Consider the following 26,313-nt stretch of genomic DNA (forward strand, 5'->3'; position numbering starts at 1 on the left):
AGGCCCCAGGTCCCAGACCGCCGGCCGGTGCCCACGCAGTGCCGGTACCGGCAGTCGTTCCCGATCGCCGCCACGGCGGTCGCCCGTTGAAAGGCCCGTGGACGCCATGAGCACCGTCCTCGTCTACGCGACCAAGCCGGACGTCCGAGAGCGCGTCCTGGCCGCCGTCGGGCGCCGTCCCGCGGCCGACCTCGGCGACATCGAGTTCGTCGAGGTGACCGACGCGGCGTCGCTCATCGACGCCGTCGACCACGGCGAGGCCGACCTGTGCATCCTCGACGCCGAGGCCACCCCGTCCGGCGGGATGGGGCTGTCCCGGCAGCTCAAGAACGAGGTCGCCAACTGCCCGCCCACCCTCCTGCTGGTCGCCCGGCGTGACGACCGGTGGCTGGCGACGTGGTCGCAGGCGGACGCGGTGGTCAGCCACCCCGTCGACCCCGGCACACTGACCGACGAGGTCGTCCGGCTGCTGCGCGAGCGGGCCGGCGGCACCGTGGTGCGCCGTCCGGTGGTCAACACCCGCTCGCACTAGCGCCGCGCCCCGCGGCGCCCGCAACACCTGGACGGCCCAGCGCATCTGGACGGCCCAGCAACACCTGGACGACCCCGGCGACCACGTCCTCGCGGGCGCGACGACGTGGTCGCGCCCGACCGCCGGGCCCCACGCACCCCGACGCAGACGGAAGCACACCCATGACGAGCACAGGTTCGGCACCGAGGCCGGCGACGGCCGTGCCGTCCCCCACGACCGCGGCCTCACCCGCTCCCACGAACGCCGCCGGCACCGCCGCGGTGCGCCCGGCCACCGACAACTGGCCGGATCTGATCGGCACGCTGCTCGCCGGCCAGGCCCTCGCCGCCGACCAGACGGCCTGGGCCATGGAGCAGATCATGGGAGGGTTGGCCACTCCGTCCCAGGTCGCGGGATTCGTCATCGCGTTGCGGGCCAAGGGCGAGACCGCCCAGGAGATCGGCGGGCTGGTCCGCACGATGCTGAGCATCGCCGAGCCGCTCACCCTCGCCGACGAGCTGCGAACCGCGGCCGTCGACACCTGCGGCACCGGCGGCGACCGCTCCAACACGGTGAACCTGTCGACCATGGCCGCCATCGTGGCGGCCGGGGCCGGGGTCACCGTCGTCAAGCACGGCAACCGTGCCGCGTCCTCGGCGAGCGGGTCGGCGGACGTCCTGGCCGAACTGGGCGTGGTGATCGACCTGCCGCCGGCCGGTGTCGAGGCCTGCCTGGCGGCGGCGGGCATCGCGTTCTGCTTCGCGCCGGTCTTCCACCCGGCCATGCGGCATGTCGGCAGCACCCGCAAGGAGCTGGGGGTGCCGACCGCCTTCAACATCCTCGGCCCGCTGGCGAACCCCGCCCGGCCAGGTGCCCAGACGATCGGTGTCGCCGACGCCCGGCTCGCCCCGATCGTCGCCGACGTCCTGGCCGACCGGGGTACCCGCGGTCTGGTCTTCCGCGGCGACGACGGGCTGGACGAGCTGACCACCGCCGCGCCGTCCACCGTCTGGGTCGTCACCGCGCCGGGCGGGCCGGCGGGCGGAGCCGGCGTGGCACGGGTGCGCCGGGACCGTTTCGATCCGCGCGACCTCGGCATAGCGCCACCGGACACGACTGCCCTGCGGGGTGCCGACGCGACCTACAACGCGGGCGTGGTGCGCACAATCCTCTCGGGCGAGACCGGGCCGGTGCGGGACGCCGTCCTGCTCGCGACCGCCGCCGCGCTGGTCGCGGCCGTCGGCCCCACGGACGCGCCCGTCACCGAGCAGATCGCGGCCCAGCTCGGGCGGGCCGCCGAGGCCATCGACTCCGGCTCGGCCGCCGACACCCTGCGGCGCTGGGCCGCCGCGAGCCAGAACGCGGCCAGAGCCCGGGGCTGAGCGCGGGGCCCCACACCCCGGCCGGGCCACGCGGCCACGGCTGGCGGCAGACACGACAAGGGCCGCGGTCCCGGGAATCCCCCCGGACCGCGGCCCTTCGCGCGAAACCTGCTGGATCAGTCCTCGGGCAGCGGCGGGTGCCAGAAGTTCTCCATCACCAGGCACACGGCGGCGACGAAGGTCATCACGCCACCCAGGATGGTGAGCCAGATGCCGAAGGCCAGGCCCATCGCGGCCACGGAGGCGCTCGCGGCGAGGAAGAACGGGTAGTAGCTGCCCGGCGTGAAGTGCCCGAGCTCCCCGGCCCCGTCGACGACCTCCGCGTCCGGCAGGTCCTGCGGCCGCATACCGATCCGGCGGCCGGTGAACACCAGGTAGCCGCCGACCAGGAAGCCGAGGCCGGCGCAGAGCGTCAGCGCGGCGGTCCCGGTCGGGTCCTTCGCCCAGAACCAGTAGACCAGCGCGGCCGCACCGGCGAATATCCCGAAGAAGTTGAAGATGAAGCCTTCGACCTTCATCGTGCTGCTCCCTGACCGAGTTCCGGTGTGGCGTGGTAATCCGCCTTTCCGACGACCCCCGGGAAGTGCAGGTCGAAGGCCGGACGCTCGGAGCGGATACGCGGAAGCGACCGGAAGTTGTGCCGAGGCGGCGGGCACGACGTGGCCCACTCCAGTGAGTTGCAGTAACCCCACGGGTCGTCGACCGCGGCGATCGGGCCCTTGCGGTAGGAGTACCACAGGTTGTAAAGCAGCGGCAACGTCGAGAGGCCCATCAGGAACGAACCGGCCGTCGCGACGGTGTTCAGCGTGGTGAAGCCGTCGTCGGGGCCGTAGTCCGCGAACCGCCGGGGCATGCCCTGCGTGCCGAGCCAGTGGAACACCAGGAAGGTCGCGTTGAAGCCCAGGAACAGCGACCAGAAGTGCAGCTTCGCCAGCTTCTCGTCCAGCATCCGGCCGGTGACCTTCGGGAACCAGAAGTAGACGCCCGCGAACGCGGCGAACATGAGGCCGGCCACGACATAGTGGAAGTGCCCGACCACGAAGTAGCTGTCGCTCACGTGGAAGTCGATCGGCGGGCTGGCCAGCAGCACACCGGTGAGACCACCGAACAGGAACGTCACCAGGAAGCCCGTCGCGAACAGCATCGGGGCCTCGAAGCTGAGCTGCCCGCGCCACATGGTGCCGATCCAGTTGAAGAACTTGATCCCGGTGGGCACCGCGATCAGGAACGACAGGAAGGCGAAGAAGGGCAGCAGCACGGCGCCGGTGACGAACATGTGGTGCGCCCACACCGCGACGGACAGGGCGCCGATGCCGACAGTGGCGAACACCAGGCCCTTGTAGCCGAACAGCGGCTTACGGGAGAACACCGGGATGATCTCGCTGATGATCCCGAAGAACGGCAGCGCGATGATGTAGACCTCGGGATGCCCGAAGAACCAGAACAGGTGCTGCCACAGCATCGCGCCGCCGTTCTCGGCGTCGAAGATGTGGGCACCGAACCTTCGGTCCGCGGCCAGCGCCAGCAGCGCGGCGGCCAGCACCGGGAACGCCACCAGCACCAGGATCGAGGTGACCAGCAGGTTCCAGCAGAAGATCGGCATCCGGAACATCGTCATGCCCGGGGCACGCAGGCACAGGATCGTGGTGATGAAGTTGACGGCACCGAGGATGGTGCCGAGACCCTGCACCGTGAGCCCGAGCACCCACAGGTCCGAGCCGACGCCCGGCGAGTACTGCGCGTTGCTCAGCGGCGCGTACGCGAACCAGCCGAACGACGCCGCTCCGCCCGGGGTCAGGAACCCGGCGAAGACGGTGAGGCTGCCGAACAGGAACAGCCAGTAGGACAGCGCGTTCAGCCGCGGGAAGGCGACGTCCGGCGAGCCGATCTGCAGCGGCACGAGGTAGTTGGCGAACGCGAACGCCAGCGGCGTCGCGAACATCAGCAGCATCAGCGTGCCGTGCATGGTGAAGAACTGGTTGTACTGGTCGTTCGAGAAGTGCTGCAGGCCCGGGCGGGCCAGCTCGGCACGGATGAAGATCGCGAGGATGCCGGCGACCACGAAGAACACGAACGACGTCAGGAAGTACATGATCGCGATGTCCTTGTGGGACGTCGTCCGCAGGTAGCCCAGCAGATTCGCGATCGGGGGCTTGTAGTGCGAGTCCGCCGCCTCGTGGGCGTGCCCGGCCGGGCCGGCCGGCGACTCGTGCAGAAGGGTCACTGGACACTCCCGGTGGTGGCGCCGGAGGACGGTGCCGCGCTGATCGCGGCGGTCTCCCGTTCCTCGATGAAGCGGTCGTACTCGGCACCGGGCACGACCTTGACGTAGAACGTCATCCGGTCATGGTCGGTACCGCACAGCTCGGCGCATCGACCGACAAAGGTCCCGGTCTTGGTTGCGGTGAGCTCGAACTCGTTGATCCGCCCGGGGACGACGTCCCGCTTGAACAGGAACTCGGGAACCCAGAACGAGTGGATCACGTCAGGCGACGTGAGCACGAACCGGACCGACCGGCCCTCCGGCAGCACCAGCACCGGCGCCTCGCCGGGACGTCCGGTGACCTCGACCTGGTTGCTGCCCGGCGTCTTGCCGGTGTCGAGGTACTGGAACTGCCAGTTCCACCGGAAACCGATCACGTTCACCGTGACGTCGGGGTTGTCCGAGAGCTTGGTGATCTCGGACTCGTCCCGGGCGGTGTAGTAGAAGAGGCCCGCGACGATCACGACCGGCACGACGGTGTAAAGGATCTCGACGGGAAGGTTGTACCGGACCTGGCGCGGCAGAACATCACTGCGCTTCCGGAACACGACGACCGCGTAGAAGATCAGGGCCCATACGAACACACCGACGGCCAGGGCGGCGATCACCGAGCCCTGCCACATGTTCAAGATCCGCGGGGTGTGGTTGGTCACACCCTCCGGGAATCCAAAATTGGGGACGTCGCAGGCGGTCGCCAGCAGGCCTACGGCAGCCAGCATGGCGCCCATGCGCGCACCCACGCGACGCCGGGCCGGCCGTCGGTGTCCAACCCGACGGCTCGCCAGCTCGTCCGCATCAGCGGTGTCAGCCGGGGCCATCGGCGTGTCCTCGACATCCGCGAGCGACGGCCGGGTCCGACCGAAGGATCTCCTCACCAGGTCCTGCCTCCCACGACTAGCGGGCGCGCGGGCGGGGACGGATCCGAGTTCCGCCACCGCCTCGCGACCGCGTAGAAACGCTTCGCGGGCCGGCCGGTCCAACCGGCCTCGCTGCTTCGTCTTCCGACTGTCTTCGACACGCTGTAGATGGTGCGGCAGCAGCGTATCCCAGCAGCGGTCGAGCTTCTCGCCGCAGGCCCCGTCCGGAGCTGTGAGACACGACCCGCGGGGCATCGTGGACAGGCCGGAGTGCCCTCGATCCGGGCCGACGGTGGGGCCCGTTCGGACCCCCGACGGCCGTATCGGCCATCTGCTTTCTCCACGACACCCCGCAAGGCCTTTCCCCTCCCTGCGCGAATGCCCGTCCCCCGCCGCCGCGGGGGTGCCCGGATGCTCCGCAACGGGCGTAGCGTCACTCTGGTGCCGGCCTATCTCGACCACGCGTCGACCACGCCGCTGCATCCGGTCGCCCGGGAGGCGCTGCTCGCCGCGATCGACGACGGCTGGGCCGACCCCGCGCGGCTGTACCGCGAGGGGCGCCGGGCACGCCTGCTGCTCGACGCCGCCCGGGAGACCGTCGCCGGTGTGATCGGTGCCCGCGCCCCCGAGATCAGTTTCCCGGCGAGCGGCACGGCGGCGGCGCACCTGGCACTTCTCGGTACCGCCGCGGCCCGCCGCCGGGCCGGCGCCGTGGTCCTGGTCAGTGCGGTGGAACACTCCAGCGTCCTGCACGCCGCCCAGCGCCACGAAGGTGCCGGGGGCCAGGTCGTGACGATCGGGGTGGACCGCCACGGGCGGGTTGATCCGGACGCCTTCGCCGCCGCCCTCGACGCCCACCCGGGCACCGCCGTGGCCGCCCTGCAGCACGCCAACCACGAGGTCGGCACCGTCCAGCCGGTGGCCCGGGTCGCGGGGCTGCTGCGGGCACGCGGCGTCCCGCTGTTCACCGACGCGGCGATGACGCTGGGGCGGGTGCCGGTCGATCTGCCCGCGCTGGGTGCGGACCTGCTCACCGCGAGCGCGCACAAGTTCGGCGGCCCACCCGGGGTCGGGATCCTCGTGGTTCGGACCGGCACCCGCTGGGCCGGGCCCGCGCCGACGGACGAGCGTGAGTACGGGCGCGTACCCGGTTACCCGAACGTTCCCGCGATCGTCGCGGCGGCGGCCGCGCTGGCGGTGCGGGCCACCGAGATCGACGAGGAGGCGCGGCGCATCGCCGGCTACGCGGACCTGCTCCGCACCCGACTGCCCGCCCTGGTCGAGGACGTCGAGCTGCTGGGCCCCGGCGGGACCGCGCCGGCGGTCGCGCTGCCGCATGTGGTGGCCTTCTCGTGCCTGTATGTCGAAGGAGAGGCGTTGCTGACCGAGCTCGACCGCGCCGGCATCGCCGTCAGCTCCGGGTCGAGCTGCACCTCCGACACCCTCACCCCGAGCCACGTGCTGGTGGCGATGGGCGCGCTGACCCACGGCAACCTGCGCGTCTCGTTCGGCCGGGACTCCACCGAGGCGGACGTCCACGCGCTGCTGGCCGCGCTGCCCCCCGCGGTGCGCGCCATCCGGGAGCGCGCCGGAGCGGTGGGCCTGTGACCGGCGGGCCGCCGCCGCCGGCCGGGGGCACTGAACCTGCCCGCGCTGAACCTGCCCGCGCTGAGCCCGCCCGCGCTGTCGTCGACGCGCGCGGCCGGCGTTGTCCAATACCGATCATCGAGCTCGCCCGGCACCTGGGCGACGTCGAGGTGGGCCAGCTCATCGAGCTGCTGGCGGACGACCCCGCGGCGGCGGCCGACGTGGCCGCCTGGTGCCGGATGCGTGGCCACGAACTGGTCGCGGCGCAGCACCCGCCACTCGGCGGTGACTCCTACCTCGTCCGCCGGTGCCGCTGATCGCACCGCCGGGCGGCGCCGCCGCCCGGCGGGCCCCGTGAGCGGGGTCTGCGACGGAGCCCGTGCGCGGGTCAGACCGTCCGCAGTCTTTCGGTGATCTCGGCGGCCGCCGCGGGCCCGTAGGCCTCGGTGAGCCGCTTGGCGACCTCGGCCTGCTCCAGGCTGTACTCCTGGGTACCGATCGTCTCCAGCACCAGGGTCGCCAGCAGCGCGCCGACCTGCGCGGACCGCTCCAGCGAGAGGTCCCAGGAGACACCGGCCAGGAAACCCGCCCGGAACGCGTCACCCACCCCGGTCGGGTCGGGGGTGCTGCGCGCCGGCACGACGGGAACCTTCACCGTCTCGCCCTCGGACGACTCGATGAGGACGCCGTCCTTGCCGAGGGGGTGACCCGCACACCGACCCCGCCGAGGACCTCCGCGTCCGTCAGGCCGGTCTTGGACTCCAGCAGCGCCTTCTCGTACTCGTTGCAGAACAGGTATGCCGCGCCGCTGACGAGGGAGCGGATGCCCTCGCCGTCCATCGTCGCGAGCTGCTGGGAGGGGTCGGCCGCGAACGGGTAGCCGCGCTCCCGGCACTCCTCGGTGTGCCGGAGCATCGCCCGCGGGTCGTTCGGGCTGATGACGACGAGGTCGAGCCCACCGAACCGCTCGGCCACCGGACGAAGCTCGATACTCGCCGCCTCGCTCATCGCTCCGGGGTAGAACGAGGCGATCTGGCAGAGGTCGCTGTCCGTGGTGCACACGAACCGGGCGGTATGGGCGATCTCGCTGACCCAGACGGAGGCGGTGTCCACCCCGTGGCGGTCCAGCCAGGACCGGTAGTCGGCGAAATCCTCGCCGACCGCGCCGACCAGGATCGGGTTCAGGCCGAGGCGCCCGAGGCCGAAGCTGATGTTCGCCGCGACACCGCCGCGACGGATCATGAGTTCGTCCACGAGGAAGGACAACGAGACCCGCTCAAGCTGGTCCGCAAGCAGCTGCTCGGCGAACCGCCCCGGAAAGCGCATGAGGTGGTCGGTGGCAATGGAACCAGTCACGGCGATACGCACGAAGGCGCAGCCTACCGCCCGCCACACGGCCCGCGGGCAACGACGTCTGAGCGCCGCGACGAGGCCGCCGGCTCCGGGAACGACAGAACCCGGTGTGACGAACGCTGTCACACCGGGCTCCGCCTACTGAGAAATCAGACTCCCGTACCGATCGGAACGGGGACTCGGGCCGCCGGGACGGCCCCCGCCCCGCCCGGGTTCGATCAGTGGAAGGAGTCGCCGCACGCGCAGGAGCCCTGCGCGTTCGGGTTGTCGATCGTGAAGCCCTGCTTCTCGATGGTGTCGACGAAGTCGATCGTCGCGCCGCCGAGGTAGGGGAAGCTCATCCGGTCAACGGCGACCTTGACGCCCGAGAAGTCGAGGACGGTGTCGCCGTCAAGCTTCCGCTCGTCGAAGAAGAGCTGGTAGCGCATGCCAGAGCAGCCACCCGGCTGCACGGCGATCCGGAGCTGGAGGTCGTCCCTCCCCTCCTGCTCGAGCAGGGTCTTCACCTTGCCGGCGGCCGTGTCGGTGAGAACGACGCTGCTCGGCCTGGTCTCGGTCTCGGTTGTGTCCTGCACGGTCATAGGGGCTGCTCCCTGCCCTTGTGGACGTGCCTGGTTCACCAGGCTGGCTGGTACCCATGGCTGCTGTACGCGGGAGGCGCCGCCACAACGACCACCCCCCACGGGCGGCACACCTGCCGTGCCGCCGTTCCTGCTCAACACCGCGAGCAGGGATCCGCTTCCCATCGTAGCCAGCGAGTTGGAGCTCGGCCACGACGCGCAAGTGACATCCGCCCCGGGTTGGGTGGGCCGACCGGTCCAAGTTCGCGCAGACCAGGCGATCCAGAGTTAGAGTCTGAACGACCATTAGCGCTCGGAGTCACCCGGGACACTGTCATGGTTGACACACTTTCGCGATTGGCGCGCAGCCTCCTGGCAGGCAGTTCGGCCGGGAGCGCCACCGGCCGCGAGCGCCGCCCCGACCGGGCGGCACCGGCTGTGCGCACGACCGGACCCACCGGCACGGCCAGACCCACGAGAGCACGACCAGCCCACAAGCAGCGAGCGCGGCGGCCCACCCGGACCGGCCCGAAGGAGCGGACATGACCGTCAACCCAGCCCTGGACCGCCTGGGCGTCACCGCGTCGCCGCTCGCTCTGCTCCTGCTCGGGCGCGACGCCGACCCGGCCAGCGAGCGGGGGGTGGAGTGCCCCGGGGACCTGCCGCCGGCCGCCGACCCCGGGCTCGCCGACCGGGCCGCGGCGGCCAAGGCCGCACTGGGCGAGGACGTCTTCGTCCTGGGCCACCACTACCAGCGCGACGACGTGATCGCGTTCGCGGACGTCACCGGGGACTCCTTCAAGCTCGCGCAGCAGGCCGCGGCCCGGCCCNACGCCAGCTCGATCGTGTTCTGCGGCGTGCACTTCATGGCCGAGAGCGCGGACATCCTCACCGCGGACCACCAGCGGGTCATCCTCCCGGACCTCGCCGCGGGCTGTTCGATGGCCGACATGGCCACCGCCGAGCAGGTCGCGCAGGCATGGGACGATCTGCTCGACGCCGGTGTCGCCGCGGACACCGTCCCGGTCAGCTACATGAACTCCTCCGCCGCGATCAAGGCGTTCACCGGCCGTCACGACGGCACGATCTGCACCTCCTCCAACGCCGAGCGGGCGCTGGACTGGGCGTTCGGCGAGCGGGGCGGGCGGCGGGTGATCTTCCTGCCGGACCAGCACCTGGGCCGCAACACCGCCATCGACAAACTGGGCATGTCCGAGGCCGACTGCGTGGTCTACGACCNGCGCCGGCCCGGCGGCGGGCTGACCCGCGCGCAGCTGCGGGACGCCCGGATGATCCTGTGGCGCGGGCACTGCTCGGTGCACGGCCGGTTTACCCGGGAGTGCGTGGACGAGGTGCGCGGGCGCGTCCCGGGGGTACAGGTACTGGTGCACCCCGAGTGCCAGCGCGAGGTGGTCCAGGCCGCTGACCTGGTCGGCTCCACGGAGTACATCATCANGGTGGTGGACGCTGCCCCGCCCGGGGCGGCGTTCGCGGTGGGAACCGAGCTGAACCTGGTACAACGGCTGGCGAACCGCCATCCCGACAAGAAGATCGTCTTTCTCGACCGTACGGTGTGCTTCTGCTCCACGATGAACCGCATCGACATGCCACACCTGGTGTGGACACTCGAGGCGCTCGTCCGTGGGGAGACCGTGAACCGCATCACCGTCGACCCCGAGGTCGCGACATACGCCCGAAAGGCCCTGGACCAGATGTTGGCGCTGCCCTGATGGCTCTGCTGAAGAAGCGCAACACCGAGGCTGGCACGGACCAGCCCGGCGGTGAGGAGCCGTCGGCCGGCGGGTCCGTCAGGCCGACGGCCGGCTCCCCCGCGAGCGCCCGGGCGACCACCGGGAAGGGGCGACCGACCCCGACCCGGGCGCAGGCCCGGGCCGCCCGGCCCCGTGGGAGCGCCGGCTCCGCACGCACCGCGACGAACAGCAAGGACGCCCGCCGGCTGGCGCGGGCCGAGCGGCGGGAGCAGACCCAGCGGTACCGCGCGGCCATGACGTCCGGCAACGTGAAGGACCTCCCGCCCCGCGAACAGGCGCCCGAGCGTGTCCTCGCCCGTGACTTCGTGGACACGAGGATCAACATCGGCCCGGTCTTCCTCGGAGCGGCCGTCGTCTACTTCGTCGGCGGCCTGGTTCCGAACTCGTACGTGCGGACGGCGGCGAGCGTCCTGATGCTGTTCGGGATCATCGCGGTCGTCGTGGACTCGATCGTGCTGGGTCGGCAGGTCAGCCGCAAGGTCGCCGAGAAGTACCCGGACTCCCGGGTGCGGGTGCGGGCCTACGCCGCGCAGCGGGCACTGCTTCCCCGCCGCTGGCGCATGCCCCGGCCCCGGGTTTCCCGGACGGATCGCTGACGCTCCCGCGTCCGCGCCGTCTCCCCGCCGTCTCCCCGCACCGCCCGGCCTGGCCCGGTCTCACCCGGCCCGCTGCCGGCCTGGGGCGGTACCGGGCCGGCGCCGGTGTGAAAGGGTTCCACTGTGAAGCATCGACGCCTCGGACGCAGTGGACTGTCGGTCAGCGAGATTTCCTACGGCAACTGGCTCACGCACGGTGACCAGATCGAAGCCGACGCCGCGACGGCCTGCGTACGCGCGGCCTTCGACTCGGGAATCACCACCTTCGACACCGCGGACGTCTACGCCCAGACCCGGGCCGAGACCGTCCTCGGCCAGGCCCTCACCGGCGTGCGCCGGGAGTCCTACGAGCTGTTCACCAAGGTCTTCTGGCCGACCGGCCCCGGCGAGAACGACAAGGGCCTGGGGCGCAAGCACATCATCGAGTCGGCGCACAACTCGCTGCGCCGGCTGGGCACCGACCACATCGACCTGTACCAGGCCCACCGCTACGACCCGACGGTGCCGCTGGAAGAGACCCTGCGCGCCTTCGACGACCTGGTGCGCGCCGGCAAGGTCCTCTATGTCGGGGTCTCGGAGTGGACGGCTGCGCAGATCGCCGACGCCGTGCGGATCGCCGGCGAGCTGGGCCTGGACCGGATCATCTCCAACCAGCCGCAGTACTCGATGCTGTACCGGACCATCGAGACCGACGTGGTGCCCACATCCCGGAACCTCGGCATCTCGCAGATCGTCTGGTCACCCATCGCGCAGGGCGTGCTCACCGGCAAGTACCTGCCCGGCGCGCCGCCGCCGTCCGGCAGCCGGGCGACGGCCGCGGGCGCCGGCTTCATCGCCCGCTTTCTGACGGACGAGGTCCTCACCGCGGTGCAGAACCTGCGCCCGATCGCGGCCGAGGCCGGCCTGACCATGGCGCAGCTCGCCGTCGCCTGGGTCCTGCAGAACGACAACGTCGCCTCGGCCATCGTCGGCGCGAGTCGGCCCGAGCAGGTCAAGGACAACGTCGGCGCCTCCGGTGTGGTCCTTGAGCCGGAGCTGCTGGCCCGGATCGACGAGGTGCTCGCGAGCGTCGCGATCCTGGAGCCGGAAGGCGGCTGACGGCCCGCGTCCGCCGGGCGGGGGCGGCGGGTGGGGGTGGCCGTGCTCACCGGGCGGTGAAGACCCAGGCCAGCGCCGCCCACGTCCGGGCCAGGTCGGAGCCGGGCACGAAGCGTTCGTCGAGTTCCAGCAGCACGGTGCCGTGCGCCGCCGCCCACAGGGCCTGGGCCAGGTACGGGTCGGCGGTGGCCCGATAGAACGGCTCGCCCGACCAGTCCTCCAGGCCGGGGGTGAGCGCGGCGCGCCCGAGCGGGTTGGCGGCCACCAGCCGGTACAGGTTCGGCCGTTCCCGCGCGAACCGCCGGTACTCGGCCAGCAGCCGGATCACGACGTCGTCGGGGCCGGCGGCGTCCACCACGCGGTGCAGCGCGTCGCCGATCTCCCACAGTGCGGTCTCGGCCAGCGCGTTCTCGACCGCGCCCTTGCCGGGCAGGTGCTTGTACAGCGACGGAGCGCGGATACCGAGCACCTCGCCGAGCCGGCGCATGGTGAGCGCCTCGGCCCCCTCGTCCTCCAGCAGCCGCAGCGCGGCGCCGAGAATCTCGGTGAGCCGCGGCGAGCGGTTCGGCGCCGGTGGCCGCGGCGCGATCCGCGGCAGCGGCACCGCGGCCGCGCCGCGACCGAGACCCGGACCGAGACCCGGACCCGGACCCGGACCGCGATCGGGACCCGGATCGGGGATCGTCACAGCGGGCTGAGCACGAAGACGGGGTGCCGCGGGGCGATCCGCGCCAGCTCCTCGTCCGAGGACTCCGGGCCGGCGCCGTCGAAGAACACTCCCACCTCCGCCTTCCACCGCTCCAGGTAGGCGCGGAGCACCGGAATCCGCTCCGCGCCGGTCAGCTCGACCGCGCGGAAGGCCGTCCGCCGACGGCCCAGGACGAGCGCCAGCTCGCCGTCGGCGGCCCGCACGTTGCGCACCCACTGGCCGTGCCCCCGGGGCGAGACGAGGTACTGCCGCCCGTCCAGCGCCAGCAGGTTCACCGGCGTGCGGCGGATCTCGCCGGAGGATCGGCCGCGGACCTCCAGCACCCGGCTGCCCCACACGCTCACGCCGAGCCTGGTGAACAGCGCCACCGAACGGTTCATGACGTTCCTGGTGAACCAGCCGGGCCGCCGGTAGTGCCGCACCGAGTCACTGACATCAGACATGATCTCCACCTTCGCTCCAGCTTCCGCCAGCGTTGGCTAACGCCGTTAGCCACGGTCTTAGCTAACAGCGTTAGCCCGGTGGATGTCAACCCGTTCGGGCCCGATCGATGTGACTTCCGCGGCCGGGCTCTGCTGCCCGCCGGGCATGGGCCCGCGGGCGGCCCGGCCGCCTGCCCGTCAGGTCACCGGGCGCAGGCTCATCGGCCCGTAGACGCGCTCTCCCGACTCCAGCAGGCTCACCTGCGCGACCCCCAGCTCCAGCAGCTCGCGCCAGCTCTCGCCGATCCAGGTCTCGGCGTCACCCTGGCTGGTGAACGACTCCGACCCGTTCGCTCCCCCCACCGCCACGACCGAGCCGTCCTCTCCCTCGTACCGCCAGGTCCAGCTCACGGTCCACGTCCTTCCCGACGTCCGGCGGCGTCGACCGCCTGGTCGACCGCCTGGCCGGGGCCACCACCGACCCCGGGAAATGCCCATTACCCCATCCAAGCGCGTGCGGGCCGTGGATGCGGGCCGCATCCGCCAGGGGCGTCCGGGACATCCGGATGCACCATCCCGAGCCGATGGCCCCACGGATTCCACCCGCAGGCGGGCATCAGCCGCCCACGGGTCGGTAACGTCGGTTCCGGCCACGCGACCCTCGCGCGGCCCCGGCCCGGCGCCGGCTCCACCGTCCAGTCCACGCGGCGCCAGCGACGGAGCAGTCCAGCGACGGAGCAGTCCAGCGACGGAGCAGTCCGACGACGGAGCAGTCCAGCTCGGAGAGAGGAAGGCAGCAGTGACTCCCGCCTACACCGCCGCGGCGGTACTCGCCGAAACAGCCGAGCACCACGAGGGGGGCATGGTCTGGTGGGCCGCCACCCTCCTCACCTTCGGCGCCATCGCGGCCCTCGCCGTGGTCCTGACGCTGATGACGCTCTGGGAGCGCAAGCGCCACCCGCACTCCCACCACTGATCGCCCCGGCCGCGGGCAGGGGGGTCGTCGCACGGTGCAGCTCACCTTGCTGGGCACGGGTTCGGCCGACGGATGGCCGAACCCGTGGTGCGAGTGCGCCTCCTGCGAGTGGGCCCGCGCGCATGAGCCGCGCGGGCAGACGGCAGTCCTCGTCGACGGCCGGCTGCTCATCGACTTCGGGCCGGACGTGCCCCGGGCCGCCGCCCGGTTCGGGGTGAGCCTCGCCGGGCTGCGCCACGTCCTCGTCGGGCACGCCCATCCGGACCACCTCGGCCCGGAGGCGCTGATGTGGCGGTCCTGGTCGACCGTCGCCGCTGAGCCGCTGGACGTCGTCGCTCCCCCGGCCGCGCTGGACGTCTGCCGCGCCTTCCTGCGCCGCTGGGAGGGCCGGGAACCCGGCGGCGGCGAGTCGCCACTGCGCCTGCTGCCCGCCACCGCCGGCGAGCCGATCGCCCTCGGCGGGCCCGGTGACGGCGAGCCGGGGTACCTGGTGCGCCCGGTCGCCGCCCGGCACGGGGACGCCGGCATCGGGCCGGCGGTGCTCTACGACCTGACGGCCCCGGACGGGGCCCGGCTGCTCTACGGCTGCGACACCGCCGCCCCGCTGCCGGCGCCGACGCTGGCCGCGCTCGCCGGCCGCGCGTTCGACGTCGTGCTGCTGGAGGAGAACAACGGCGACCGCCCCGGGTTCGGCGAGCATCTCGATCTGCCGTCGTTCGCCCGCCTCCTCACCGAACTGCGGGCACTCGGCGCCGTCACGGCGTCGACGACCGTGCTCGCCGTCCACCTCAGCCACCGCAACCCGCCCGGGGACGAGCTGGCGCGACGGCTGCGCGATCTCGGCGCGCAGGCACCGCCGGACGGCACCGTCCTGGACGTCACGCCCGGCGGCCGGACGGAACCCGGCGCGGCCCCGCGGGCGCCTGGGCCCACGCCGCCCGCACCCGCACCGCCGCCCGCGCCACCGCCTCGGCGCACGCTGGTCACGGGCGGCACCCGGTCGGGGAAGTCCGCCCAGGCCGAGCACCGGCTGCTCGCCGAGCCGGACGTCGTCTACGTGGCGACCGGCTACCCCGCGGACGGGTCGGACCCCGACTGGTCCGCCCGGGTCGAGGCCCACCGCGACCGCCGGCCGGCCGGGTGGAGCACCGTCGAAACCCTCGATCTTGAGCCGCTGCTGCGTACCCCCGGCCCGCCGGTGCTCATCGACAGCATCTCGCTGTGGGTCGCGGCCCGGCTCGACGAACCCGACTTCGAGCAATCCGTGCACCGCCTGGTCGAGGCCTGGCGGGGCGCCCGGCGCCGGGTCGTCGCGGTGACGGACGAGGCCGGTTCGGGACCGGTCGCGCCCACGCCGGTGGGCCGCCGGTTCGTCGACCGGCTCGGCGAGGTCAACGCCCGGCTCGCCGCCGAGTCGGACGAGGTGTGGCTGTCCGTGGCCGGCCTGCCCCTGCGGCTGCGCCCGCAGAGCTGAGGCCGCGGCGGCTGACCCGACGCTGGGGTGAGGGCGGCCAGCCCGGGGCCCCCGCCCGCCGCCCGGGGTGACAGACCTGTCTGATCGGACGGGAAACTCCGGGTGCCGAGCCGGGCCGCGGGGCCCGACGAGCGACGGCCCCGGGCAAGTAACGGGACACCGCCGCCCCGCCCCGGCGACGTCCACCGCCCCGCCCGCGGGCACCTCGGCCCGCGGCCAGCCGGCCGAGGCCCCGCCACCGGGCCACCGGGCCCGACCGAACCCGCCGCAACGCCACCACCAGGGCTTTCAGAGCCCGCACAGGCCCCGAAACAGCCCCACCCACCCCCGCGCCGCCCGTCCGCGGGTGTGCGCCGACAGCGACTGAAGACCTCGTTGTGTCTCCGCTCCCGCCGGGGTTGCGCCCCCTCCACCACCGGGGTTGTCAACACCTCTCCCGAAGAGACACAGCGAGCTCTTCAGTCACCGCACCGCCACACCCACGCCGCCACCCGGAACGCTGACCGCCACCGTCAGATCACTCGCCGCACCCACCCGCACCCGCCACCGTCCGCCCGCGTTCACCCGCGTTAACCCGCACCGCCAGCGCCCGCCAGCGCCCGCCCGCCCGCCGAGTCCTTCGACCGGTGCTGCCTAGTCCGGCAGGAACGAATACAGGTAAAGGCCGGACGATCCGGCCACGGCCAGCCCGGTGCCGTCCGGCAGCCAGGCGCAGCCGCGAGCCGCGCCCTCGAACCGCATCATGGCCCGGCAGGCCCAGGTCCGCGGATCCCAGATCCGCACCGACCCGTCGCCGCCCGCGGTGGCGAGCCAGTCGCCGCCCGGTGCGAAGCTCGCGTCCCGCACGGTGTGCGTGTGCCCCTCCAGGACGGTCAGCGGCTGGCCGGTGGCGGCGTCCCAGACCCGCGCGGTGTGGTCCTGACCGGCGGAGACCAGCACCCGGCCGGCCGGGTCCGTGGTGAGCCCGAGGACCGGCCCGCGATGGCCGGTCAGGACCTGCCGCTGCTCAAGGGTCGCCGTGTCCCACACCCGCACCGTCCCGTCGTCGCCGCCGGAGGCGAGCCAACGCCCGTCCGGGCCGGCCGCGCAGGTCAGCACCCGGGCGGTGTGGCCGGTGAACGTGGCCATCCACTCACCGGACTCGGCGTCCCACATCCGCATCGAGGCGTCCTCGCAGCCCCCGGCGACCCAGGTGCCGTCCGCGGCCACGGCGAAGCCGAGGATCGGCACGTTCGCTGTCAGCACCGCCCGCACGGCCCCGGTGGCGGGGTCCCAGAGCCGCAGCGCGTTCGGCTGGGACGGCACGGCGACCCACCGCCCGTCCGGCGCGGCGCGGCACCCGCGGGCGGGGCCGGGCAGGCCCACCATCGCCCCGCCCGGTTCGCCGGTCGCCAGATCCCAGGCGGTCACCGTCCCGTCGTCGCTCGACGACACGACGTACTGCGCACCGCGGCGGTCGGAGCGCACCGCCACCGCGCACCCTCTGGCGCCCTCGTTGCGCCCCCCGTTCGACGTCCGGGCCAGGTCGCTGCCGGTGCTCCAGACCCGGATCGTGCCGTAACGCCCGCCCGAGGCGATCCAGGACCCGTCGGGTGCGACCACGCAGGCCCGGGTGCCGATCGCACCGGTGATCTCGGCCCGCTGGGTGCCGTCCCGGACGTCCCGGACGACGATCACGTCCCCGGCGGGCGCGACCAGGTAGGAGCCGTCCGGTGCCACGGCGCAGGAGCGGACCGGGCGGGCTCCGTCGCTGACCACCCCGATCTGCCGGTCGCTGATCGTGTCCCACCGGCGCAGGGTGCCGTCCTCGCCGGCCGAGGCCAGCCACGACCCGTCCGGGCCGAACGCGAGCGCGAGCACCGGGCCGACGTGGCCCGACAGGCGGCCGCGGCTCTCGCCGGTGCGCAGGTCGACCCGCCAGACGAACCCGTCGTCACCGGCCGCCGCGACGGTCGTCCCGTCCGGGGCGACCGCGCAGCAGCGCAGCGGGCTCACCGCCAACGGCACGACCAGCCCCGGCTTGCCGCTCACGGCGTCCCAGGTCCGCAGCGTGCCGTCGGAGCCGACCGCGATCACCGACGCGCCGTCGAGGCTGACCGCGCAGCCGTTCACCGCACCGTGATGACCCCGCAGGACCAGCCGGGCGGCGGGCTCGACGCCGGGCACGGGCGCGTCCGGTACCGGCCGGTCGCCGGCGGCGGGCCCGTGGAAGTCCCCGGACTCCCGCTCCTCGGCCACGTCCCAGATCCGGACGGTGCCGTCGAGGCCCGCGGAGGCGAGCCAGCCGCTGTCCGGCGCCACTGCGCAGCTGAGCACGTTGCCGGTGTGCCCGGTGAACACCGATCGGGCCGTCCCCGCACCAACCGTCCAGGTGCGGACCGTCCCGTCCATACCCGCCGAGGCGAGCCAGGAGCCGTTCGGCGCGACGGCGAGGGCGTGGATCTGCTGGCTGTGCCCGGCCAGGACCCGCCGCAGCGCGGGATGCGGCTGGTCGGGCAGCGCCCACCGGTTGACGAGCCGGGGACCGCTGAGCCCGCGGGCCAGCGCGGCCCGGGCCGGTTCCAGGACCCGGGCCCCGTCCAGCCGGCTCACCAGCACCGCGCCCAGCGCCCGGGCCGGCACGGTGGGGCCGAGCAGGTGCGCGTTCTGCCCGAGTGCCCGGCGCAGCGCCCGCAGGGCCGCGTCCTCGGGCCGCAGTTCGACGGCGACGTCCAGGTCGGCCTCGACCGCGACCGGCCCGAGGCGGGCCACGGAGAGCTTCCCCACCGTCCAGCGCAGATCACCGAGCAGCGCGGCGAGCTCGTCGTCACGGCCGGCGCCGGCCAGGTGGCGGGCGAGGTGCGCCCACAGATAGCCGGCGTTCTCCGACGCCGTCCACCACGGAACGGCCGCCGGCCCGGTCCCGGTGGTGACCAGCCCGATGTCGGAACCGGCGGACCCCGCCGATCCGGCCGAACCGCCCGAACCGCCCAAACCGCCCAAACCCGCTGAACCAGCCGAACCGCCCGAGCCCGCCGAACCGCCCGAATCCGCTGAACCCGCCGAACCGACCGAACCGGCCGAACCGGCCGAACCGTCGATCATGCGGGCGAGCGCGTCGCACAGGACGCCGTCCAGCTCCCGCAGTCGGGCCGGGCCCACCTGTGCCCGCAGATACGTCCGCAGCACGTCCTGCAGCAACAGCGCGGGCGGCTCGCTGCGGTAGGCCACCACCAGCGACAGGTCGGCGAACTGCTGGCACAGGTCCTCGACCTCGTCGGGATCAAGGTCGCCCGTCGCCCGCCAGTAGGTCTCCAGCACGTCCCGCGGGATCTCCACGTCCTCGCCGAAGACGGCGAGCTCCCGGTAGCGCTCCAGATCTTCGCCGGTCAGCAGGCCCAGGCTCGCCGACAGCGTGGCCTCCACGGCGAGCGCGCGCTCCTCGGGCCGGCTGACATCCAGTGCCGTCGGGCCGCGCAGCTCCAGCCGGCGCAGCACCCGCTCGGCCGCGCGCTGTTCCGGCATCCCGCCGCGGGTCTGGCGGGCGACCGCCCGGTTCACCAGCGACAGCAGCACCGGCCAGCGACCGGTGACGACCAGCAGCCGCCGCAGCAGCGGGTCGGGCAGCTTCCCGGCCAGGTCCCGGGTCAGCAAGCTCACGGCCTCGCTGTCGGCCATGGCGGGCATCTCAAGAAGATCACCGTCAGGCACCAGGATCCGGCTGCGGGTGGTGATGAGGCGGACGCAGCCGGGCCCGCCCTGCAGGAACGGGCGGAGCTGGCCCCGCCGCCACACGTCGTCGACGACCAGCAGCCGCCGCTCCCACCCCAGCAGCTCACCCAGCCGGAAGCCGGCCTGCTCGGGGTCGGAGAGCGTCGGGCGGTCGCCGGACAGGACCTCGCTGAGGTCGTTGATCCGGTCGGCGAGGTGCGCCCCGGCCAGCGACTCACCGATGGTCACCCACAGCACCCCGCCGCTGAAGCGGTCCGCGATCCGCGGGCTGCCACCGGCCGCCGCCGCGAGGGTCGTCTTCCCGATCCCACCCGTGCCCGCCAGCACGACCGGCCGCGGGATGCCGGCCCGCCGGGTCTCCTGGTGACCCGGTCCCGATCCCGGCCCCGCTTCGTCGGCGGCGGTCAGCACCCGGCGCACCACCTCCTCGGTGAGCTCCGGACGTTCCACCAGGCCCGCGATCGGCGTCGGCGGCCGGGGCGTGGGCAGCGGGCGCGGCGCCGTCGCGTCACGCAGCTTGACCAGCGCGTCCAGCACCGCCGTCTCCAGCCGCCCGTCCCGGAAGTCCGCGACGATGACGTCGCTGTCCCGCAGCCGCTGCCGGAATGCGTCCTGCCGGGCCCCGTACTCGACGTCGAGGAACTCGCGGAAGGGCACCTCTGCGAGGTCGTCCAGCAGGAAGACCAGCCGGGGCAGGCCGGCCTCCGTGGCGGCCTGGAACTCCAGCTCGGTGTAGGAGAGGTGCGGCATCTCCGGCACCGGCGACCCGTACCGGAAGCCGATGAGGCCGATGTAGACGTCGCACTGCCTGACCTGGCGCACGCAGAACTCCGCGGGGCTCTGCGACCGGGCGCCGAAGTACTCCATGTCGACCGCGCGGTCGCCGGCGAGGGCGATCGCACGCTCGGCGGCGGCGACGAAGGACCGGTCCCGGGGGAACCGCCGCAGCTCCGCTGTGTGGCTCAGGAAGACGGCTCGGCCGCGAACAGGATCCAACGAGTTTCCTCTCCGACCGCGGAGCGCTGGCCGCTCACCGGGACGCCCCGGTGGCGCCGGACCAGACAGCTACCGCTCCGGTGCAGACACACCCGGCAAATTACCGGATCAACACCCGCCGGTCCCGCCGGCGATCGGGCGATCCCGGTTGATCAGGTAATAAGGACCAGTGGACATCACCCCGGCCGGACCTCCCGCGCCCAAGCCGATGCCGGACGCCGTTCCCGACATCCCGGACCTCGACGGTGCGGCCATGGCCGCGGCGCGCGGCCGCCAGGGCATCCTGACCAAGCCACCGGGTGCGCTCGGCCGGCTTGAGGACCTGTCGATCTGGGTCAGCGGCACCCAGGGCGTCTGCCCGCCCCGGCCGCCGCGCCGGATCCGGGTGATCGTCATCGCCGGCGACCACGGCATCGCGGCCACCGGGGTGTCGGCCTTCCCGGCCGAGGTCACCGCGCAGATGGTGGCGAACTTCGCCGCCGGTGGCGCGGCGGTCAACGCGCTGGCGCGCCAGGTCGGCGCGTCGGTACGGGTGGTGGATGTCTCCGTCGACACCCCCGTGCCCACCGCCCCGGGCGGGGTGGACGGCACCGCCGCCCCCGAGCGGTACCGGGTCCGGCGCGCGAGCGGGCGGATCGACCAGGTCGACGCGCTGACACCGGCCGAGGTCGATCTGGCGTTCGCCGTCGGCCGGCTGATCGCCGACGAGGAGATCGACGCCGGCACCGACCTGATCGTCCCGGGTGAGATGGGCATCGGGAACACCACCGCGGCGGCGGCGGTGGTCGGCGCGCTGCTGGACCGGGAGCCGGTCGAGGTCGTCGGCCGCGGCACCGGCATCGACGACCAGCGCTGGATGCTCAAGGTCGCGGCGATCCGGGACGCGATGCGCCGCGCCCGCCCGTACGCGGGCAACGCCCTGTCGGTGCTGCGGGTGGCCGGCGGTGCCGATCTCGCCGCGCTCGCCGGGCTCCTGGTGCAGGCCGCCGCGCGGCGCACCCCCGTCGTCCTCGACGGCGTGATCGTCTGCGCGGCCGCACTCGCCGCCGAGAAGATCGCGCCGGGCGCGAAGCAGTGGTGGGTCGCCGGCACCCGCTCCCCCGAGCCGGCCCAGCGTTTCGCCCTCGACCATCTCGGCCTGGAGCCGCTGGTGGACGCCGGCCTGCGCCTCGGGGAGGGCACCGGGGCACTGCTCGCCGTGCCGATGCTGCTCGCGGCCCAGAGCACCCTCGCCGAGATGGCGACGTTCGACCAGGCGGGTGTCAGCAGCAAGGAGGCGGACCCCGCCGGAACCGCCACCGGCGACGACGGCGGCGACGGCGACGGCGACGGCGGCCGTCGGGGTGCTGGCGGCCCGACGCCCGTGGCCCCGNGACCGGCCGGTGACCGGGGTGCGCGCGGCCGTCACTCTGTTCACCGTGTTGCCGCTCCGTGGCCCCGAGCGGCTGGACCGCGCCACGGCCGGGCGGGCCATGCTGGCCGCCCCCGCGGTGGGGTTCGGGCTCGGTTTCGTCAGCGCCCTGGTGGTCCTGGGCACCCGCGTGATGACCAAGACGCCGGGCGAGCGTCCGCAGACACTGCTGCCCGCCGTCGTGGGCCTCGCGCTGATCGCCGCCCTCACCCGCGGCCTGCACCTGGACGGTCTGGCGGACGTCGCGGACGGCTTCGGTGTCCGGGGTGGGCGCGAGCGGCGGCTGGCGGTCATGCGGGAGTCGACGATCGGCGCCTTCGGGGCGATCACCCTGCTCTTCGTGGTGCTGCTGCAGGCCTCGGCTCTCAGCGTCGCGATCACCGCGCACCGGGGAACGGTGTCGATCCTGGTCGCGGTGATGACCAGCCGGCTGGCAGCCACCTGGTCATGCGTCGAGGGCATTCCGGCGGCCCGGCCGGACGGCCTCGGGGCGCTGGTCGCCGGCACGGTGCGGCGCCGCCACGCGCTGCTGGCCACCGGCGGTGTGCTGGTGGTGGCGGCGCTGGCCGGGCGGTTCGACTTCCACGGCGGCGACAACGGCCGGGCCGTGCGCGCCGTGGTGGCCGCGGCGGTCGGGCTGGCCGCGGCGGTCGTCGTCCGCCGGTGGCTGGCCCGCCGCCTCGGCGGCATCACCGGCGACACGCTCGGCGCGACGATCGAGATCACGGTCATGGTCACCCTGCTGACCATGGCCATGACGATCCCGACGCCGGTGCTGCGTCTCCTCGACCTCGACTAGCGGCTGCCGGGCGTCAGCGCGGCGAGGAGGAGACGAAGGGCGGGCGCACCACCGTCATCGTCGAGGCGCGGCCGCGGACGTCCACGGTCACGGTGTCGCCCGCCGTCACCGTGCGGTCGAGCAGCGCCAGGCCGATGCCCTGGCGCAGGGTCGGGGAGAACGTGCCGCTGGTGACCTCGCCCACCTCGGTGCCACCCGGACCGGTGACCCGCATGTGTGGCCGCGGGATGCCGCGGTCGTTCGAGCGCAGCCCCCACAGCGAGCGGGCCGGCCCCTCGGCGCGCTCGGCGAGCAGCGCCTCGCGGCCCCAGAAGGCCGGCTTGTCCCAGCCGACGGCCCAGCCGGAGCGGGCCTGCACCGGAGAGATCGACAGCGAGAGGTCCTGGCCGTGCAGCGGGTAGCCCATCTCGGTCCGCAGCGTGTCGCGGGCACCGAGACCGCAGGGCAGGCCACCGAGCCCGGTCACGACCGACAGCACCTCGTCCCAGAGCGCCACCGCGTCCTCCCAGCGGGGCAGGAGCTCGAACCCCGGCTCGCCGGTGTAGCCCGACCGGCAGACGACGATGGGACGGCCCTTCCACTCGGCGTCGGCGAAGCTCATGTAGGACCCGTCGGCCGGCAGCCCGAGCGCACCCAGGACCTGGGGCGCGGCCGGCCCCTGCACGGCGAGGACGGCGAACCCGGTGTGCAGGTCCGTCACCGTCACACCGGCCGGCGCCGCCGCGGCCAGCCGGCGGACGACCTCGGCGGCGTTGGCGGCGTTCGGGATCAGGAACACCTCGTCGGCGGCGTAGTAGTAGGCGATGAGGTCGTCGACGACGCCGCCGCTGTCGTCGCAGCACAGCGTGTACTGCGCCTGGCCGGGGCCGATGCGGCGCAGATCGTTGGTGAGGCAGGAGTTGACGAAGTCGACCGCCCCGGCCCCGCGCACCCGGGCCTTGCCCAGGTGGCTGACGTCGAAGACGCCCACCGCGGAGCGCACGGCCGAGTGCTCCGCGAGAACCCCGCGGCCGGCGTACTCGATCGGCATCTCCCACCCGCCGAACCCGGCCAACTTCGCGCCGAGTTCGACATGCCGCTCGTGCAGCGGGGACCGGCGCGGCTCTGTCGTGGCGGCAGCCTCTGTCATGCCGGCAGCGTAGCGGCCCAAGAGGTCGCGCCGCGGCCCATGGCGACGATCCACACTGCCCACCGCGCCGGTGGGGTGCGCCCGCGGCGGCGCCACCCGCCGTGTCGATGCCACACCGGGGCACCGATCGGCCGTCCCAATACGCTGGGGGAATGACCGTCACCTCTGTCGCCTCCGCCGCCCCCACCGATCTCGACGTCGACGCCGTGGTGATCGGAATGGCCAAGGGTGCGGACGGCCCGGTCCCCCTCGGCGGGTCGGACGCGGTCGACTCCGCCCTCGGTGGCCGGCTCGCCCAGATCCTCGCCGACCTCGGAGCGACCGGCGCGGCCGGCAACACCGTTCGCTTCGCGACGCTGGGCACGATGAAGGCACCCACCGTGCTCGCGGTGGGGGTCGGGGACCACAGCTCGTTCGCGGGCGGCGCGGGCGGCGCGGGCACCGGGCCGGACCACGAGACCCTGCGGCGGGCGGCCGGCGCGGCTGTCCGGGCGCTGACCGGCACCCGCCGGGTCGCCACCACACTGGCCCTCGCCGCCGGCTCGGCGTCGCCGTCGACGCTGCGCGCCGCGGCCGAGGGCTCGTTGCTGGGGGCCTACTCCTTCGACAGCCTGCGGTCCGGGTCGAACGGGCCGGCGCCGGTGCGGGAGATCGTCCTGGTGGTCGCCGACCCGGCCGGGGTTGCACCGGCCGAGACGGCCCTGCACCGGGCAGTGATCGTGAGCGAGTCGGTGGCCCTCGTCCGGGACCTGGTGAACACGCCGCCGAGCCATCTGTCCCCGGCCCGGCTGGCCGAGATCGCGACGGAGCGGGCCGAGGCCGCCGGCGTCGAGGTGACGGTGCTGGACGAGCACGCCCTCGCCGAGGGCGCCTACGGTGGCCTGCTCGGCGTCGGCCAGGGCTCCGCGAACCCGCCGCGCCTGATCCGCCTGCGCTACGCGGGCGCCGGCCAGGTCGAGGGCGACGTCGACGGCGACGGCGCCCCTGACGAGAGCGGCGAGGCGGGCGAGACCGGCCATGCCAGCACGGACCTGGCGCTGGTGGGCAAGGGCATCACGTTCGACTCCGGTGGTCTCTCGCTCAAGCCGCCGGTGTCCATGGAGTGGATGAAGAGCGACATGGCCGGCGCGGCGTCCGTGCTCGCCACGGTCGTCGCCGTCGCCCGGCTGGGCCTGCCGATCAACCTGACCGGCTGGATGCCGTGCGCGGAGAACATGCCCTCCGGCGAGGCCATCCGCCCGTCCGACGTGATCACTCTGCGTGGCGGCAAGCGCGTGGAGGTGCTCAACACCGACGCCGAGGGCCGGCTGGTGCTCGGTGACGCGCTGGCCCGCGCCGCCGAGGACTCCCCCGCCCTCATCGTGGATGTCGCCACCCTCACCGGCGCGCAGATCGTGGCGCTGGGGACCCGCACCGGCGGGGTGATGGGCCGCGGCGACGCGCCGGACGCCGTCGTCAGCGCGGCCGGGCGCGCCGGGGAGACGGTGTGGCCGATGCCGATGCCGGCGGAGCTGCGCAAGAGCCTGGACTCCGTGGTCGCCGACCTGGCGAACGTCGCCCCCGGCGGCAACCGGGACGCGGGCATGCTGCTGGCCGCCCACTTCCTGGCCGCGTTCGTGCCCGAGGACATCCCGTGGGCGCACGTCGACANCGCCGGGCCGTCGTGGAACGGCGGCGAGCCCTACGGATACACCCCCAAGGGTGGCACCGGGGCCATCGTGCGCACGCTCGTGCAGCTGGCCGAGGACCGCGCGGGTTCCTGAACCGGTCATCCCGGCCGCCGCCACCACCTCCTGTCGCGTGATGCGGCACAGTCGGCGCCGGGTAGTCCGGACAGTCCGCCTCCTCGTGAAAGACTGAGGCCAGCCGGAACAGCTGTGGGTGGGGACGTCCGTCCCCTGGCGCACGGTCGTTCCGGCCGGGTTCACCGGCCATGACGACGGCCACGCTCCNGCCGCCGCCAGACCGGGACCCCTACGTCCGCAAGCTGACGAAGAAGGGACCCTCGCGTGGCGGACACTGCGGCCGGTTCCGCCGATCTGGTCGTCCTCGGTGGCGGCAGCGGCGGGTACGCCGCCGCGCTGCGGGCCGCCGAGCTCGGCCTACGGGTCACGCTGGTGGAGAAGGACAAGCTCGGTGGAACCTGCCTGCACCGCGGCTGCATCCCGACCAAGGCGCTGCTGCACGCGGCGGAGGTCGCCGACACCATCGCCGGCAGCGCCGGCTTCGGCATCCAGGCGACCCTGGACGGCATCGACATGGCCGGTGTGGCCAGGTACCGCGACTCGGTCGTCGACGGCCTCCACAAGGGACTGGCCGGCCTGGTGCGCTCCCGCGGCATCGAGGTGGTCGACGGTGTCGGCCAGGTGGTGTCCCCGACCTCGGTGGCCGTCGGGGGCCGCCTGGTCGAGGGCGCGCACGTGCTGCTCGCCACCGGCTCGGCGCCGCGGACCCTGCCCGGTCTCGACATCGATCATCACACGGTGATCGACAGTGACGACGCGCTCACGCTGGGGCGGGTACCCGCCTCGGTGGTCGTCCTCGGTGGTGGCGCGATCGGGTGTGAGTTCGCCTCGGTCTGGCGCTCGTTCGGTGCCGAGGTGACCATCGTCGAGGCCGCGCCGCATCTGGTCCCCGCCGAGGACGAGGCCAGCTCGAAGCTGCTCGAGCGGGCCTTCCGGGGGCGTGGCATCACGCTGCGCCTCGG

General features: G+C 73.6%; 22 protein-coding genes and 5 pseudogenes. 17 read left to right on the top strand and 10 right to left on the bottom strand.

Annotation, left to right across the window (positions count from 1 at the left end):
- The first annotated feature begins 106 nt into the window (after nucleotides 1-106).
- Both UG55_RS04805 and trpD read left to right on the top strand, forming a co-directional pair.
- Nucleotides 107-532, top strand: a complete 426-nt coding sequence (locus tag UG55_RS04805; RefSeq protein ID WP_066063561.1) for a hypothetical protein — start codon at nucleotides 107-109, stop codon at nucleotides 530-532.
- Nucleotides 533-693: 161 nt separating this feature from the next.
- The gene (gene trpD / locus UG55_RS04810; protein ID WP_083986402.1) at nucleotides 694-1,893 is read left to right on the top strand and encodes an anthranilate phosphoribosyltransferase; all 1,200 of its coding nucleotides are present in this window, start codon (nucleotides 694-696) and stop codon (nucleotides 1,891-1,893) included.
- 116 nt (nucleotides 1,894-2,009) lie between these two features.
- Here the strand turns inward: trpD and UG55_RS04815 are convergent, their stop codons facing one another.
- The 3 genes from UG55_RS04815 to coxB are packed head-to-tail and all read right to left on the bottom strand — an operon-like array spanning nucleotide 2,010 to nucleotide 4,974.
- Complete coding sequence (locus tag UG55_RS04815; RefSeq protein ID WP_066063374.1) at nucleotides 2,010-2,411, bottom strand: cytochrome c oxidase subunit 4; 402 nt, start codon at nucleotides 2,409-2,411, stop codon at nucleotides 2,010-2,012.
- Complete coding sequence (gene ctaD, locus UG55_RS04820) at nucleotides 2,408-4,117, bottom strand: cytochrome c oxidase subunit I (RefSeq protein WP_066063377.1); 1,710 nt, start codon at nucleotides 4,115-4,117, stop codon at nucleotides 2,408-2,410. Before ctaD ends, UG55_RS04815 begins: the two co-directional genes overlap by 4 nt.
- Nucleotides 4,114-4,974, bottom strand: a complete 861-nt coding sequence (gene coxB, locus UG55_RS04825; protein WP_066063565.1) for a cytochrome c oxidase subunit II — start codon at nucleotides 4,972-4,974, stop codon at nucleotides 4,114-4,116. Before coxB ends, ctaD begins: the two co-directional genes overlap by 4 nt.
- A gap of 450 nt (nucleotides 4,975-5,424) precedes the next feature.
- Here coxB and UG55_RS04830 point away from each other — a divergent pair, with 450 nt between their 5' ends.
- Nucleotides 5,425-6,621 (top strand): cysteine desulfurase family protein, encoded by a 1,197-nt coding sequence (locus UG55_RS04830; RefSeq protein ID WP_396230802.1) that lies wholly within the window; start codon nucleotides 5,425-5,427, stop codon nucleotides 6,619-6,621.
- The gene (locus UG55_RS26880) at nucleotides 6,618-6,917 is read left to right on the top strand and encodes a sulfurtransferase TusA family protein (protein ID WP_083986403.1); all 300 of its coding nucleotides are present in this window, start codon (nucleotides 6,618-6,620) and stop codon (nucleotides 6,915-6,917) included. Before UG55_RS04830 ends, UG55_RS26880 begins: the two co-directional genes overlap by 4 nt.
- Before the next feature lie 71 nt (nucleotides 6,918-6,988).
- Here the strand turns inward: UG55_RS26880 and UG55_RS04840 are convergent.
- Nucleotides 6,989-7,968: pseudogene (locus UG55_RS04840) on the bottom strand (carbohydrate kinase family protein).
- A 203-nt stretch (nucleotides 7,969-8,171) separates the two neighbouring features.
- Nucleotides 8,172-8,534, bottom strand: a complete 363-nt coding sequence (erpA, locus tag UG55_RS04845; protein ID WP_066063380.1) for an iron-sulfur cluster insertion protein ErpA — start codon at nucleotides 8,532-8,534, stop codon at nucleotides 8,172-8,174.
- 521 nt (nucleotides 8,535-9,055) lie between these two features.
- Here erpA and nadA (UG55_RS32510) point away from each other — a divergent pair.
- The 6 genes and pseudogenes from nadA (UG55_RS32510) to UG55_RS04860 form a co-directional block, all read left to right on the top strand.
- A partial coding sequence (gene nadA / locus UG55_RS32510; RefSeq protein ID WP_242423737.1) for a quinolinate synthase NadA occupies nucleotides 9,056-9,343 on the top strand: 288 nt, incomplete at its 3' end.
- 1 nt (nucleotide 9,344) lies between these two features.
- Nucleotides 9,345-9,752: pseudogene (gene nadA, locus UG55_RS32515) on the top strand (quinolinate synthase NadA); the annotation flags it as partial.
- A gap of 1 nt (nucleotide 9,753) precedes the next feature.
- A pseudogene (gene nadA / locus UG55_RS32520) lies at nucleotides 9,754-9,968 on the top strand (quinolinate synthase NadA); the annotation flags it as partial.
- A gap of 1 nt (nucleotide 9,969) precedes the next feature.
- Nucleotides 9,970-10,243: pseudogene (gene nadA, locus UG55_RS32525) on the top strand (quinolinate synthase NadA); the annotation flags it as partial.
- Nucleotides 10,243-10,881: a DUF3043 domain-containing protein gene (locus UG55_RS04855; protein WP_066063386.1), complete on the top strand. Its 639-nt coding sequence runs from the start codon at nucleotides 10,243-10,245 to the stop codon at nucleotides 10,879-10,881. The pseudogene nadA (UG55_RS32525) and the gene UG55_RS04855, both read left to right, overlap by 1 nt.
- Nucleotides 10,882-11,004: 123 nt before the next feature.
- Entirely contained in the window at nucleotides 11,005-11,979 is a 975-nt protein-coding gene (locus UG55_RS04860; RefSeq protein ID WP_066063388.1) for an aldo/keto reductase family protein, read from the top strand.
- A 46-nt stretch (nucleotides 11,980-12,025) separates the two neighbouring features.
- Here the strand turns inward: UG55_RS04860 and UG55_RS04865 are convergent, their stop codons facing one another.
- From UG55_RS04865 to UG55_RS04875, 3 genes are all read right to left on the bottom strand, one after another.
- On the bottom strand, nucleotides 12,026-12,583 hold the full coding sequence (locus tag UG55_RS04865) for a TetR/AcrR family transcriptional regulator (RefSeq protein ID WP_066063571.1): 558 nt from the start codon (nucleotides 12,581-12,583) through the stop codon (nucleotides 12,026-12,028).
- A gap of 80 nt (nucleotides 12,584-12,663) precedes the next feature.
- The gene (locus tag UG55_RS04870; RefSeq protein WP_066063574.1) at nucleotides 12,664-13,131 is read right to left on the bottom strand and encodes a nitroreductase/quinone reductase family protein; all 468 of its coding nucleotides are present in this window, start codon (nucleotides 13,129-13,131) and stop codon (nucleotides 12,664-12,666) included.
- Nucleotides 13,132-13,308: 177 nt separating this feature from the next.
- Nucleotides 13,309-13,521, bottom strand: coding sequence for a hypothetical protein (locus UG55_RS04875; protein ID WP_066063390.1), 213 nt, complete (start codon nucleotides 13,519-13,521; stop codon nucleotides 13,309-13,311).
- A gap of 388 nt (nucleotides 13,522-13,909) precedes the next feature.
- Here UG55_RS04875 and UG55_RS29370 point away from each other — a divergent pair, with 388 nt between their 5' ends.
- A complete protein-coding gene (locus UG55_RS29370) occupies nucleotides 13,910-14,086 on the top strand; it encodes a hypothetical protein (RefSeq protein ID WP_199865031.1) in 177 nt (58 codons plus the stop codon).
- 34 nt (nucleotides 14,087-14,120) lie between these two features.
- Nucleotides 14,121-15,560 carry a bifunctional adenosylcobinamide kinase/adenosylcobinamide-phosphate guanylyltransferase gene (locus tag UG55_RS04880; RefSeq protein ID WP_066063392.1) on the top strand — a complete coding sequence of 480 codons (1,440 nt, stop codon included), beginning with the start codon at nucleotides 14,121-14,123 and terminating at the stop codon, nucleotides 15,558-15,560.
- Nucleotides 15,561-16,193: 633 nt separating this feature from the next.
- Here the strand turns inward: UG55_RS04880 and UG55_RS04885 are convergent.
- Entirely contained in the window at nucleotides 16,194-20,267 is a 4,074-nt protein-coding gene (locus UG55_RS04885; RefSeq protein ID WP_066063395.1) for a DUF4062 domain-containing protein, read from the bottom strand.
- A gap of 208 nt (nucleotides 20,268-20,475) precedes the next feature.
- On the opposite strand from UG55_RS04885, the gene cobT reads away from it, so the two are divergent.
- A partial coding sequence (gene cobT / locus UG55_RS26890; protein WP_128422853.1) for a nicotinate-nucleotide--dimethylbenzimidazole phosphoribosyltransferase occupies nucleotides 20,476-21,639 on the top strand: 1,164 nt, incomplete at its 3' end.
- Between the two features lie 10 nt (nucleotides 21,640-21,649).
- The gene (locus UG55_RS04895) at nucleotides 21,650-22,477 is read left to right on the top strand and encodes an adenosylcobinamide-GDP ribazoletransferase (RefSeq protein ID WP_066063401.1); all 828 of its coding nucleotides are present in this window, start codon (nucleotides 21,650-21,652) and stop codon (nucleotides 22,475-22,477) included.
- 13 nt (nucleotides 22,478-22,490) lie between these two features.
- Here the strand turns inward: UG55_RS04895 and gcvT are convergent, their stop codons facing one another.
- Nucleotides 22,491-23,606, bottom strand: coding sequence for a glycine cleavage system aminomethyltransferase GcvT (gcvT, locus tag UG55_RS04900; protein WP_066063576.1), 1,116 nt, complete (start codon nucleotides 23,604-23,606; stop codon nucleotides 22,491-22,493).
- A 152-nt stretch (nucleotides 23,607-23,758) separates the two neighbouring features.
- On the opposite strand from gcvT, the gene UG55_RS04905 reads away from it, so the two are divergent.
- The 3 genes and pseudogenes from UG55_RS04905 to UG55_RS32535 all read left to right on the top strand — a co-directional run.
- Nucleotides 23,759-25,256 (top strand): leucyl aminopeptidase (locus UG55_RS04905; RefSeq protein ID WP_242423739.1); only part of this gene is annotated, 1,498 nt, incomplete at its 3' end.
- Nucleotide 25,257: 1 nt separating this feature from the next.
- Nucleotides 25,258-25,369 (top strand): annotated as a pseudogene (locus UG55_RS32530) (hypothetical protein); the annotation flags it as partial.
- A gap of 246 nt (nucleotides 25,370-25,615) precedes the next feature.
- Nucleotides 25,616-26,313 (top strand): FAD-dependent oxidoreductase (locus UG55_RS32535; protein WP_242423740.1); only part of this gene is annotated, 698 nt, incomplete at its 3' end.

The organism is Frankia sp. EI5c, from assembly GCF_001636565.1.
Lineage (GTDB): Bacteria > Actinomycetota > Actinomycetes > Frankiales > Frankiaceae > Parafrankia.

Excerpts from the sequence above, each read along its gene's own strand:
- UG55_RS04805 (WP_066063561.1), top strand. The coding sequence starts at position 107 with ATGAGCACCGTCCTCGTCTACGCGACCAAGCCGGACGTCCGAGAGCGC.
- trpD (WP_083986402.1), top strand. The coding sequence starts at position 694 with ATGACGAGCACAGGTTCGGCACCGAGGCCGGCGACGGCCGTGCCGTCC.
- UG55_RS04815 (WP_066063374.1), bottom strand. The coding sequence starts at position 2,411 with ATGAAGGTCGAAGGCTTCATCTTCAACTTCTTCGGGATATTCGCCGGT.
- coxB (WP_066063565.1), bottom strand. The coding sequence starts at position 4,974 with ATGGCCCCGGCTGACACCGCTGATGCGGACGAGCTGGCGAGCCGTCGG.
- UG55_RS04830 (WP_396230802.1), top strand. The coding sequence starts at position 5,425 with ATGCTCCGCAACGGGCGTAGCGTCACTCTGGTGCCGGCCTATCTCGAC.
- erpA (WP_066063380.1), bottom strand. The coding sequence starts at position 8,534 with ATGACCGTGCAGGACACAACCGAGACCGAGACCAGGCCGAGCAGCGTC.
- UG55_RS04855 (WP_066063386.1), top strand. The coding sequence starts at position 10,243 with ATGGCTCTGCTGAAGAAGCGCAACACCGAGGCTGGCACGGACCAGCCC.
- UG55_RS04870 (WP_066063574.1), bottom strand. The coding sequence starts at position 13,131 with ATGTCTGATGTCAGTGACTCGGTGCGGCACTACCGGCGGCCCGGCTGG.
- gcvT (WP_066063576.1), bottom strand. The coding sequence starts at position 23,606 with ATGACAGAGGCTGCCGCCACGACAGAGCCGCGCCGGTCCCCGCTGCAC.